Genomic DNA, 12749 nt, shown 5'->3' on the forward strand with positions numbered 1-12749 from the left:
CTCCGGACTTTCCGACTTCTAGTATCAAGTATTTAGTATCGAGTATCAAGACTTGGTGCATACCGTTATTTTCTCAGCTTCTGCTCGTTCCTGATTTCTGCTCCCAGACTTCTGACCTCGGACCTCGGACTTTCCGACTCCTAGTATCAAGTATTTAGTATCAAGTATCAAGACTTGGTGCATACAGTTATTTTCTCAGCTTCTGCTCGCTCCCGGTTTCTGCTTCCAGACTTCTGACCTCGGACCCCCGACTTTCTGACTTCTAGTATCAAGTATCAAGACTGGGCGTGTAAATGCTTTTCGCTTTTGCAATTAAGCCTCTGACCTCGGTCCCCGGACTTTCCGACATACTTACGGAAGCAATAATGTAAAATCCCCGCCCAATGGCTCAAAATTTTCAATACAAGAAGAAAGAAAATCCTCACCATAGTTTACATACATAGGGGCGATGTTAAATGTTCTTTCCTGTAAAGTCCCGTTAGGGAAAAGTCTGTTTTTTACGTTTTCTATTTGTAGTAATGCTGTTTCATGCTTACGTTTTTCAGCCCTAAATAATTTTTTTTCGAGATTGGCCAACAACCTGTTTGTCTTTTGCTTGGCTGTATCTGTTGATATTGAAAGTGTTTTATCTATTTTAAAAGCATTAAGTTTTATTTGATCAAAGATGCTGTTAATGGCCCGGGTTTCATCGGCCAAACTCAGTTGAGTTTCTGTATTTTTTCTTACCCAGATATTTTTAAGCTCCTCGGTAGGGAGGAAGAAATCTGATAACTCAAACCCCAGGCTATAGATATTCTGAGCACTTCTCTTATCAATTAGTAGCGCTGAATTTCGGAGTAACAACACAGGGAAATCTACCTGGTAAAAATCAAAATTAGCCTTTAACTGCATCCAGTAGGCTACTTCTGCACCGCCACCAATGTAAGCGATATTGGGTAAAATCACTTCCTGATACATAGGACGCATCACTACGTTCGGGCTAAATCTTTCGGGGTAGGTGGCTATCTCAGCTTTTGCTTCCGCTTCTGTAAACGAAATATCGGTGTGATTAACTAAATACTTCCCATTTTCAAATATTATCCTTTCCCTCAAATCATCCTTCAAATAAAAGAAATTAATGTCGCGGCCGTTTACCTGACTTTTATAATCGAATGCTGCCAGATGATTGGAAGTTTCACCAATTAGTCTGGCACTGTTGTGTTCGAGAATGTCGCGCTCGATGATGGAGGAAAACTGTTTTTTTAATTCATGATCATCCGCGTTGACGATAACCAAGCCGTATTTCTGGAATAAGTTATTAACTAAATATCGGGTGGCATCAGCTAAGTTATCATGCTCCAGATAAGCCTGTTCTACCAGTTTGGCTATATGCTTTCCGTTTTTAGAAATGCCAAGGTAACCTTTGTATGCCAATACCGCTGCGGCTACTGTTTTGGTACTCAATCTTCCGGTAGCACCATTGGTATGTTGTATCCAGCTAATGTTTTTTTCATCCACACTCACATGATTAATTTCATCAAAATCATGATCTTCTGTCGCCATCCAGTAAACAGGAACAAAGTTCTTATCGGGATGAGCCATCTTAAGTTCAATGGCCAGGTTAATGGTGGTTACAATCTTATAGATGAAATAAAGCGGGCCGGTAAAAAGATTTAACTGGTGCCCGGTGGTAACGGTAAAAGTATTTTCCTGACCTAACAGCTCAATATTCTTAGTAACAGATTTATTAGGTACTAAATGCTGATATTGTTGTTTGAGTACCTGAACTAATGTATTCCGATTTCCCTGAAAACGCCTCTTCGCTATAGCTTCAGCCAAGCCATCCATATCAGGACGATAGCTATAAAAAGGGCGAAGAGATTCTTCATTATTAATATAATCCAGAACCAGTTTAGAGAAAGAGCCTGTTTCTTGGTACGAAATATATTTTGCCTGCATAGTTTGCGAATTAAGGCAAATTTAATCAGAAAATGTTTTCGCTTTACATATTTTACAAAGGATAGATAAAATGCTGCCCATTGAACCTGAATTAGTTATTCTGATCCAAAACCCCTACATGTTCCCGGTATAAATCAATAGGGCCATCAACAAGTACGTTAATAATGGTAAAGTGTTTATCTAATCTCTCGGCCGGCAGTGGAATATATACAATCCCGGGTATCTTACTCCAGTACAATTTGTTGTAAGTTTCGTAGGGTAAAATAGTGCCTTCGCCTACAATTCTAATTCTGTTAATTTTATTTTTTAAGCCTTTTATAGCAATTGGTCCAGTAGGTTGGCTTTCAACAATCAGGAAGAGATTTTGCTTATCTGCCGATAAAAAGGTTTTACCCTGATAATGCCCTTCAGGGATACCAGCCTGGGTTTTAGATAGAGCTTCGGTATGTTTTAAAACCCAGTTGTAAGTTGCTGTGTCCAGGTTTTTTACTGATGGCTCAAAACCTGCTCCATCTACAGTCAGATTAATTTTATCGAATATATTGTTACCCTTGCTAATTTCTGTAATAACCGATGCTAGTTTCTGGTGTGAGGAAGATTTGCTGTTGGTTAAAAGTTCGTCAACAGAAACAGCCAGGTCTTTAGCAGGGCTCAGCTGAACAGGCTCGGCGAATGTAACTTTAATTACCGTTACATCCTGATCGTATGCAGCTTTTGGTAAGTTGATGAGATAGTTGTTCGCTTCCGTGATTTTGTAATTAACGGTGCCAGTATAACCGATTACGCTAACACTTTTAATTTTAGATTGAATAGCATTTAAAGCTAGACCATCATTCGATTGATAATCAGTGAAGAGATATAGTGTTTTTTTATCTTTAGAAAGTGCTGTTTTGCCATTAAAATGGATGGAGGGGATACCAGTTTCAGTTCCGTAAATGGCTTCAGTGTGTTTTTTAGTCCATCGGCCTAACTTTTTCAGAATGTCAACCTGTTCAGGAGCGATGGTTCCATCAGCTTTAGGACCAATATCGAGCAACAAATTGCCGCCCATGCTAATACAGTCTACCAAGGTTCTGATAATCATATTGGCCGATTTATAATGCGTATCAAAAGGCTGATAACCCCAGGAATCATTCATGGTATAGCACAGTTCCCAGTACTTCGCCTGTGGTTTCAATACGGGTACACCTTGTTCAGGAGTTTCATAATCTCCATAAGCGCCTAATCTGGAATTGAAAATTACATTTTGATTTTTCCCGCTGAGGATATTTTTAATCTGGGGTACTTCCCATTCTTCAGCACTATGTTCCCAATCTCCGTCAAACCAGTATAAATCTGGATTATAGGCATTCGCTAATTCTTTGAGCTGTAGCTGTTGATAATTTAAAAACTTTTTCCATTGTGCCATATCAACTTTAGCATCATAACGTTTATGTTCCCGGGTAAAAATATCATAATGAGGATAAGACCAATCGGGTAAAGAAAAATAGATTCCGGTTTTTAAACCTGATTTCTTAAGCTCGGTAACGAAAGGCGTAAGGACATCTTTTTTAGCTTTGCTATCTTTAGGAACGGTTAAGGCCAAAGGAGCCTTACTGTCCCAAAGAGAAATTCCGTCGTGATGTTTACTCGTAATCACGGCATATTTTGCACCACTTTCTTTAATCAGGTTTACCCATTCTGTAGGGTTATATTTCGCAGCCGTAAAGCCGTTAAGCTGTTTTTTGTAAGTAGGGTAGTTAACGTAATTGTTGTAAAAAGACCAGGATTCAGAAATACCATCTACCGAATAAACTCCCCAATGAATAAATATCCCCAGTTTCGCATCGGCAAACCACTGCATTTTATTGCTTTGTTGTGCAGATAACTGGATATAAATGAGCGTTAAGGATAAAAGGGTTAGAATTTTTCTGAAAGACATAGGGATTAGGATAAATTTTGGTAAATATATCCTATTTCCAATAAAAGGCATTGAATGTAAAAGGTATGTTATTCAGCATAATTGTACATTCAGCGTAGATAGAGGGCGGATGGAAATGCTTTAGGAATAATGGCCATTTTAACGCGCTGTATCTTAGGCGTTTTGCTGCTCCCCTCATTTTTAAGGAGGGGGTGAGTCAGGCTGTGTAGTGGTGGGGGTAGTTACTCGCCTGCCTTATCAAGATTTTCATGTACGTCGAAATAATGACCATTTTAACGCGCTATCTTAGGCGTTTTGCAGCTCCCCGCATTTTTAAGGAGCGGCTGGATCAGTCAGTGTAGTGGTGGGGGTGGTTCTTACCTGCCGCATTAAGATTCCATAAAAAAAGCCAGTTTCGAATAAACGAAACTGGCTGTAAAATATTTGGTTTAGGAATTTACCATTTTTTTCTGCGATCACCGCCTTCACGGTTTCCGCCTTCTCTGCGGCTACCGCCACCAGCGTTTCCACCACGATCTTCACGTTTACGTCCAGAGAAATCTCTGAAACCACCGCCACCTTCGCGATTTCCGCCTTCACGTCTATCTCCACCTCTTCTGTCGCCACCGCCAAAACTACGGCCACCGCCACCACTTCTTCTTTCACCACCACCGTAACTGCGTCCTCCGCCTCTGCGTTCTCCACGCTCTCCGCCTTCACGACCGCCATCACCGCTACGCTCAATACGAACATTACGTCCGTTGAAGTCAACAGCTTTAAAGCCATCAAAAACTTTATCTACAATAGCATCTTCTACTTCAAAGAAAGAGTAAACACCTTTCAGATCAATTTTACCAACGTTTTTGCCACTTACCTTTGCATTGTTGCAAATGAAAGATAACATATCGCCACGGGTAAACTCATCAACAGAACCTAAATTGATAAATAAACGGGTATAACCTTCGCTGCTTCTAATGCCACGGGCACCACGCTCACCTCTATCACTTCCGCGATCATCCGCTTGAGCGTTAAGATCCGGAGCATTTTTATAGTAATCTAAGAAACGGTTAAACTCTAAAGAAGCAAAGCGTTTAATCACTTCTTCTTTAGTTAAATCAGCAAACTCGTCCATGATACGTGGAATATACTGATCAATTTGCTCAGCATTAACCTCAACATTATGCACTTTATGTACTAACGAGAATAATTGTTTCTCACAAACGTCAAAACCAGTAGGCAATTCAGCTTTTGTAAACTGTTTACCAATAATTCTTTCAATTTGACGGATTTTGCCAACCTCTTTAGAGTTGATGATACAGATAGAAATACCAGTTTTACCAGCACGACCAGTACGGCCAGAACGGTGGGTATAACTTTCAATCTCATCAGGCAAAGCGTAATTAATTACGTGTGTTACATTGTTCACATCGATACCACGAGCAGCAACATCTGTAGCAATTAATAACTGCATACTGCGCTCACGGAAACGTTGCATTACTTTATCACGTTGTTGTTGTGATAAATCGCCATGTAAAGCATCTGCATTGTAACCATCTTTGATTAAATGCTCAGCCACATCCTGTGTGTCCAGTTTTGTTTTACAGAAAACAACACCGAAAATATCAGGGTTAAAATCCACAATACGTTTTAGGGCAGCATATTTATCTCTTGCACGTACTACATAGTATTCGTGTTCGATATTTACGTTACCAGTGTTTTTGGTGCCCATGGTTAACTCAGTAGGGTTTTCCATATAGGTTTTAGCTATACGACGAACCTCTGCCGGCATAGTAGCCGAGAATAACCAGGTTTTTTTGTCATCAGGTGTAGTTGATAAAATCTCGTTGATGTCTTCCTGGAAACCCATATTCAACATCTCATCGGCTTCATCAAGCACAACATATTTAACATTTGTAAAATCAATGGCTTTACGGCCAATGATATCCAACATACGGCCGGGCGTGGCCACTACAATTTGTACGCCATTGCGTATTTCACGTAGTTGTTGCATAATGTTTGCACCACCGTAAACGGCAACTACATGGGCATTAGCAACGTTTTTAGAAAAGTTTTTAAGGTCGTTAGCGATTTGCAAACAAAGCTCACGGGTAGGGCATAAAATTAATGCCTGTGGCTTGTTCATCTTAAAATCGATTAGTTCTAACAGCGGCAAACCAAATGCGGCTGTCTTTCCTGTTCCTGTTTGGGCCAAACCAACAAAATCATTAGTGCCTTCTAACAGTACAGGGATACTTTGCTCCTGAATCGGCGTTGGATTTTCAAATCCAAGGTCTTTAATGGCATTAACGACGTCATCACTTATCCCCAATAATTGAAATGGGTTTATCATTCGTCTTCTTTTTTTAATTGAGCCGCAAAGGTACTGTTAATAATCCGTATTTCACAGATAATCAATTAAATAGTTTTTTTAACTAATCGTTTGAAAATAAGGAAGTAATGAGAATTGAGCAGGTGCCCGCTAGAAGGAAACACCTGCTTTATTAAATTATATGCCCTGATTTAGGAGTAGGGCAGGTATTTTTTGATTTATATCAGGTTTAGTAGATACCCGTTTTTCAATGAATCAGGGAAAAATAACTTACACCTTTCTATTTGCTGTAGTCCCGTTTTACGCTATATCTTTTGCTGAAGAAGCAAAAGGATGCCGCTTTACCCGGGTTTATGAACATTGTTTCTCTGCAACTATTAAACAGAAAACCCAGCGCAAAATTATCTCAAACGCTCAGCAGAACGGATTAATCTTTCATCCTTATTGATGCCGAAAATGGCTAAAATGCAAAATAGTATAGCCAAAGCCGGAAGGTAGGCTCCGAATTCAAAAGAGGCACCATCAACGCCTCCAGGCAGTCTTTTGGCGTAAACACTGCACCAGAAACCAAAACCGATCGTCAAAACAATAGAAACAATAGCCAGTCGCTTTTGAACGTTCCTTCTTCTAAAATTAAATATGTTTACCAGGCAAATCACGATTAGCGCTATGTTGGTGATCAATAAAGGTAAAAAGGCTTCTGCTTTTATGCCCGAGCCACTCTGCCCGGCCGATTTTTGAAATAAACCAGAAGTATAAATGCTGCTTTCCACACTGTTAGCTTCTTTAGTTACCAAAGGTAAAAACAACATCACCACTAAGCACAGAGATGCAAAAAAGAGCCAGATTGATTGTACGCGTTGTATCATGTTAACTTATAATTTAGGCAAACTTAGTTATTCTGCTCAACCTTTAAAAAAGATTTTTACAGTGGAGGGATATTAATTATCGTTATACGGCTCGTCTAATAAAAGGAAAAAAGTATTTTTGCATCGCTTTGAGTCAAAACAGATATTTTATTCAGATTGCTTACGACGGCACACCCTATCACGGTTGGCAAACCCAACCCAATGCCCTTGCTGTACAAGAATTGTTAGACAAGGCCATGTCTGTTTATTTTAGGCAACCCATAGAAACATTGGGTTGTGGTAGAACCGACACCGGTGTGCATGCAACCGAATTTTTTGCACACTTTGATGTAGCTGATGTTAAAGCGGAAAAAGTTTTAAATGCCGTGGCGGGTATAAACGCACTTTTACCTTATCAAATAGCCGTTCAAAAAATTATTCCCGTTCAGCATGATGCTCATGCCAGGTTTGATGCCACGGCAAGAGCCTATAAATACCATGTGCATTTTCAAAAAGACCCTTTTAAATTAAACCGGTCCTGGCTATTGAAAGATCAGTTGGATGTAGAAAGGATGAATTTGGCAGCCGCAGCGCTCTTTCAGTTTACAGATTTTTCTGCCTTTAGTAAATCCAATACCCAAACCTTTACCAATAACTGCAAAATTATGGAAGCCAGATTTGAGGTTATGGCAGACGGCCTGGTTTTTAATATCAAGGCAGATCGCTTTTTGAGGAACATGGTAAGGGCAATTATGGGTACCTTGGTAAGGATAGGTAAAGGGGAAATTGACATTGAAGACTTTAAACAAATAATAGAAAGTAAAAATCGCAGTAACGCAGGACAATCGGTTCCCGCTTGCGGTTTGTATTTAGTTAAGGTAGAATACCCGTACATATAATTAGTGAATGATGGGATGAGAGAATGATAGAATGAGCGGGCGATTAAATAGTAGTGCAAAACTCACTCATTCACTCCTTCAAAACTGATTCATTAATTAAATGAGAGAATGAACGGGCGATTGAATGGTAATGCAAAACTCACTCCTTCAAAACTCATTCATTAATTAAATGATGGAATGAGAGAATTATTGAATGATAGAATGAACGGGCGATTAAATGGTAATGCAAAACTCACTCATTCACTCCTTCAAAATTCATTCATTAATTAAATGAGAGAATGATGGAATGAGAGAATGAGCGGGTGATTAAATGGTAGTGCAAAACTCACTCATTCATTCCTTCAAAATTCATTCATTAATTAAATGAGAGAATGAACGGGGGATTGAATGGGGTTATGCAATTCACTCATCCACTCCTTCAAAATTCATTCATTAACTTTTTAAAAAATGGCAGTAACAGGCGACGTATACAATACAGGATTATTAAAACGGATTTTTAAATACGTAAAGCCTTATCGTGCAATTTTTATTTGGTCAGTTATTTTAACAATTCTTCTGGCTGCGATTTCTCCGGTTAGGCCCCTGTTAATTAAATATACACTCGATAAATGCATTTTGCCCGGAAATTACGAAGGCTTGGTAACCATGTCGATTTTAATGATTGCCATGTTGATTTTGCAAACATTAATTCAATACAACCATACTTTATTAACCAATACATTAGGCCAGTCGGTTATTCGTGATTTGAGGATCAATGTCTTTAATCACATTACAAAGCTCCGGTTAAAATTTTTCGATAAAACACCCATCGGACAATTGATTACCAGAACGGTATCTGATCTGGAAACCATTGCCGATATTTTCTCTGAAGGGCTAATCTCCATGATTGGCGATACCCTTCAGGTTATTGTAATTGTTGGGGTAATGCTGTACACCGATTGGGAATTAAGCTTAGTGGTGCTAGTTCCTATCCCATTGCTGATTATCGCCACCCGTATATTTCAAAAAGCAATTAAAGTAGCATTTCAGGAGGTACGTACTGAAGTTTCTAACCTCAATACCTTTCTCCAGGAACATATTACCGGCGTTTCCATTATTCAATATTTTGCACGCGAGAAACAGGAATATAAAAAATTCTATGCCATTAATAAAAGATATCGTGATGCCAATATCCGTTCTAATTGGTACTATTCTATATTTTTTCCGGTAGTAGAGCTAATCTCAGCCATGTCTTTAGGTTTATTGGTGTGGTATGGTTCCCGGTCTATTTTAGCTAAACCGGATGTGGTTACCCCAGGTACCATAGCAGAATTTATCCTTTATATTAACATGTTATTCAGGCCGATACGAGAATTGGCAGATAAGTTTAATACCCTGCAAATGGGCATGGTGGGTGCAGAAAGAGTATTTAAGGTATTAGATACTGATGAAGTTACTCCGAATAAAGGTGTAGCAACACCAAAGAAATTAGAAGGGAACATTCAGTTTAACGATGTTTGGTTTGCCTATAATGATGAACAATACGTATTAAAGAACCTCACTTTTAATGTCAAGGCAGGAGAAACAGTAGCCTTAGTTGGCGCTACAGGAGCAGGTAAATCATCCACTATCAATATTTTAAACCGTTTTTATGAGATTAAAAAGGGAGAAATTACAGTAGATGGAATCCAGATTGCAGATTTTGATTTAGATTACCTCAGAAGAAGCATTGCCACAGTATTGCAGGATGTATTTCTATTTTCGGATACAATTTTAAATAATATCACCCTCAATAACCCTCAAATTAGTCTGGAAAAAGTGGTAGAAGCAGCAAAAAAAGTAGGTGCTCACGATTTTATCGAGCGACTACCAGGCGGATATCAATACAATGTAATGGAGAGGGGCGCTACGCTGTCTGCCGGCCAGGCTCAGCTAATTTCTTTTATCAGGGCTTTGGTGCATGATCCTGCTATACTGGTTTTGGATGAAGCTACCTCATCTGTAGATACAGAAACCGAATTGTTGATTCAGAAGGCCATCGATAATTTAATGGATGGAAGAACCTCTATTGTAATTGCCCATAGATTATCAACTATCCAGAAAGCCGATCAGATTATTGTTTTGGATAAAGGGGAGATTAAAGAAAAAGGTACACATCAGGAACTTTTGAAACTAGATGGTTACTATAAAAGGCTTTACGATCTTCAGTTTTCATCAGAAGGAATCGCAAAAGCATAAACACTTTATTCCGGCAGAATTTCTTAATTTAACCTCTTCTTAAATCATCAGAAATGAAGTGGATAAAAGCAACAGCGCTTATGCTGTTTTCATTATTGGTATTCCAGGCATCTGCACAGCAGAAAAAATATGTAATGGTTATTCATGGTGGGGCGGGTACCATCCTTAAAAAGAACATGACCCCAGAAAAGGAAGCCGCATACATTGCAGTCTTAACCCAGGCATTAAAAGCAGGTTATACCCAAATAAAAGCAGGAAAAAGTAGTTTGGATGCTGTAGAAGCTACTATTCATGTATTGGAAAATGATCCTCATTTTAATGCAGGAAAAGGTGCGGTTTTTACACACGATGGGCGCAACGAGCTTGATGCTGCCATTATGGAAGGTAAAACATTAAAGGCAGGAGCAGTTGCAGGCGTTACTACGATAAAGAATCCAATTTCTGCTGCAAGGGCAGTAATGGAGAAATCTGAACATGTGATGATGATCGGCACAGGAGCAGAACAGTTTGCCAAAGAGGCGGGTTTAGAGATTGTTGACCCAAAATATTTCTGGACTCAGGAAAGATGGGATGGTTTACAGAAGGCTATCAAAGCTGATTCGGCTAAGGCTGTTTTAGACCATGGAAGTAAGAAATCAGAACTTTTGGGTATCAAAAATCACGATTATAAATTTGGTACCGTGGGCTGTGTGGCATTAGATCAGGCCGGAAACCTGGTCGCAGGAACTTCAACCGGGGGCATGACCAACAAAAAATATGGCAGAGTAGGAGATGCGCCAATTATTGGGGCCGGAACGTATTGCAATAATGAAACTGCCGGGATTTCCTGTACCGGCTGGGGCGAATTTTACATCCGCAATGTAGTGGCTAAAACCATATCCGATTTAATGGAATATAAAGGTTTATCAGTAGTAGAAGCTTCGAAAATAGCATTAGATAAAGTGGGTAAAATGGGTGGAGATGGCGGTTTAATTGCTTTAGACAAGAAAGGCAACATTGCTATGCCATTTAATACAGAGGGCATGTACAGAGGTGCTGTTACCACCGATGGTAAAATTGAAGTCTTAATTTATAAATAATCAATATTCAGCTGCTAATCCAATAAAATGAAGTCAGTCATTTCCAACTTAACTTTTCAGGTTTTAGTGGCCATTACACTGGGCATAATTGTGGGCGCAAGTTTTCCCGCATTTGCCCCAACAGCCAAACTGATCAGTCAAGGTTTTATTAACATGATCAGCATGTTGATTGCGCCAATTATCTTTTTTACCATTGTTTTAGGTATTGCCCATATGGGCGATATGAAAAAAGTTGGTCGTGTAGGAGGGAAGGCCCTGTTATACTTTGAAATTGTGAGTACGGTAGCTATTGCAATCGGTCTTTTGGTTGCGAATATTCTTAAGCCTGGCGTAGGCATGCAAACCGGTAAAGGAGATGCTTCTAAAATTGCAGGCTATGCCGAGCAGGCAAAAGATATGAATTGGGGGGAATTCTTTCTGCATATTATCCCCCATAACGTTATCGCATCATTCGCCGAAGGTAATATTCTGCAGATTTTATTTTTTGCCATTCTCTTTGGTTATGGCTTAAACAAATTAGGAGGGGAAGGAACTGTAGTACTAAATGCTTTTGATAAGATTTCTAAGGTATTATTTAGAATCATGAAGGTGGTGATGCGTTTAGCACCCATTGGTGCTTTTGGCGGAATGGCGTTTAGCATAGGAACACATGGTTTACAAAGCATCCTCGGGATGGCCAAGTTAATGGGCTCTGTTTATCTCACCTGCATCCTTTTTATCTTCGTAATTCTGAATGGTATATGCAGGTACTATAAATTTAGCCTTTGGCAATACCTTAAATACATCCGTCAGGAAATTTTAATTGTTTTAGGCACCTCGTCATCAGAATCGGCCTTGCCGAGTATGATGCAAAAAATGGAAGCCATCGGATGCGATAAATCTGTGGTAGGTTTGGTGATTCCAACGGGTTACTCCTTTAATTTAGACGGAACAGCCATTTATCTGGCTATGGCGGTGATTTTTCTTTGTCAGGTTTTTAAAATAGATTTATCCATTGGGCAACAACTAACCATTTTAGGAATTTTAATGGTAACTTCTAAAGGTGCCGCAGGCGTTACCGGGAGCGGTTTTATTGTGCTCGTTTCTACCTTAACAGCCTTAAAGATTATGCCCATTGAGCATATTTCCATCTTAATTGGTGTAGACCGCTTTATGAGTGAAGCCCGTGCAATAACCAATGTAATCGGTAATGGCGTAGCTACCATCGTAATTGCGAAGAGCGAAAAGCAATTCGACGAAGCCAAGTATCTGAGAGCGATAAAGCCAGCAGCGATAGAGCGGAGTGAGGAGGTTTAGTCCTCAGTCTGGAGTCTTTAGTCGGTAGTCTGGGTTCTGAGGCTTTAGTTTGGAGTAGGGAGTTTTTAGTTTGGAGTTTTATGCGCCTAGACTTTTAGCCCGCACCTACCCTGTCCGTAGAGTTAAGCGCAGCGCCTCTACGGATTAGAACATACCGTTGAGTTTCATAACTCAACATTACTTAAACCGAGTCCAAGACTCTCCTCCATTAAACAATCCGTAGAACTCCTACGGAACTCGACG

At 39.6% G+C, this 12749-nt stretch carries 8 protein-coding genes; 4 read left to right on the plus strand and 4 right to left on the minus strand.

The annotated features are described in order from the left end of the window. Nucleotides 1-351: 351 nt before the first annotated feature. The 4 genes from bshC to BMX11_RS08990 form a co-directional block, all read right to left on the minus strand. Nucleotides 352-1938, minus strand: a complete 1587-nt coding sequence (gene bshC / locus BMX11_RS08975) for a bacillithiol biosynthesis cysteine-adding enzyme BshC (protein ID WP_090883636.1) — start codon at nt 1936-1938, stop codon at nt 352-354. A 91-nt stretch (nt 1939-2029) separates the two neighbouring features. Beyond that, nucleotides 2030-3859, minus strand: a complete 1830-nt coding sequence (locus BMX11_RS08980; protein WP_090883638.1) for an alpha-L-fucosidase — start codon at nt 3857-3859, stop codon at nt 2030-2032. Between the two features lie 436 nt (nt 3860-4295). After that, nucleotides 4296-6188, minus strand: a complete 1893-nt coding sequence (locus BMX11_RS08985) for a DEAD/DEAH box helicase (protein ID WP_245738620.1) — start codon at nt 6186-6188, stop codon at nt 4296-4298. 380 nt (nt 6189-6568) lie between these two features. Next, on the minus strand, nt 6569-7036 hold the full coding sequence (locus BMX11_RS08990; protein WP_090883640.1) for a DUF4293 domain-containing protein: 468 nt from the start codon (nt 7034-7036) through the stop codon (nt 6569-6571). 128 nt (nt 7037-7164) lie between these two features. On the opposite strand from BMX11_RS08990, the gene truA reads away from it, so the two are divergent. The 4 genes from truA (at nt 7165) to dctA (ending at nt 12506) form a co-directional block, all read left to right on the plus strand. Then, nucleotides 7165-7914: a tRNA pseudouridine(38-40) synthase TruA gene (gene truA / locus BMX11_RS08995; RefSeq protein WP_090883642.1), complete on the plus strand. Its 750-nt coding sequence runs from the start codon at nt 7165-7167 to the stop codon at nt 7912-7914. Between the two features lie 447 nt (nt 7915-8361). Beyond that, nucleotides 8362-10131 (plus strand): ABC transporter ATP-binding protein, encoded by a 1770-nt coding sequence (locus tag BMX11_RS09000; protein ID WP_090883644.1) that lies wholly within the window; start codon nt 8362-8364, stop codon nt 10129-10131. Nucleotides 10132-10184: 53 nt separating this feature from the next. After that, on the plus strand, nt 10185-11210 hold the full coding sequence (locus BMX11_RS09005) for an isoaspartyl peptidase/L-asparaginase family protein (RefSeq protein WP_090883646.1): 1026 nt from the start codon (nt 10185-10187) through the stop codon (nt 11208-11210). Nucleotides 11211-11237: 27 nt separating this feature from the next. After that, nucleotides 11238-12506, plus strand: a complete 1269-nt coding sequence (gene dctA, locus BMX11_RS09010) for a C4-dicarboxylate transporter DctA (RefSeq protein WP_090883647.1) — start codon at nt 11238-11240, stop codon at nt 12504-12506. The last annotated feature ends 243 nt before the right edge of the window (nt 12507-12749 follow it).

The organism is Pedobacter rhizosphaerae, from assembly GCF_900111155.1.
GTDB lineage: Bacteria > Bacteroidota > Bacteroidia > Sphingobacteriales > Sphingobacteriaceae > Pedobacter > Pedobacter rhizosphaerae.

Bases quoted from the DNA above. Each gene is read 5' to 3' on its own strand.
- bshC (WP_090883636.1), bottom strand. From the start codon at position 1,938: ATGCAGGCAAAATATATTTCGTACCAAGAAACAGGCTCTTTCTCTAAA.
- BMX11_RS08980 (WP_090883638.1), bottom strand. From the start codon at position 3,859: ATGTCTTTCAGAAAAATTCTAACCCTTTTATCCTTAACGCTCATTTAT.
- BMX11_RS08985 (WP_245738620.1), bottom strand. From the start codon at position 6,188: ATGATAAACCCATTTCAATTATTGGGGATAAGTGATGACGTCGTTAAT.
- BMX11_RS08990 (WP_090883640.1), bottom strand. From the start codon at position 7,036: ATGATACAACGCGTACAATCAATCTGGCTCTTTTTTGCATCTCTGTGC.
- BMX11_RS09000 (WP_090883644.1), top strand. From the start codon at position 8,362: ATGGCAGTAACAGGCGACGTATACAATACAGGATTATTAAAACGGATT.
- BMX11_RS09005 (WP_090883646.1), top strand. From the start codon at position 10,185: ATGAAGTGGATAAAAGCAACAGCGCTTATGCTGTTTTCATTATTGGTA.
- dctA (WP_090883647.1), top strand. From the start codon at position 11,238: ATGAAGTCAGTCATTTCCAACTTAACTTTTCAGGTTTTAGTGGCCATT.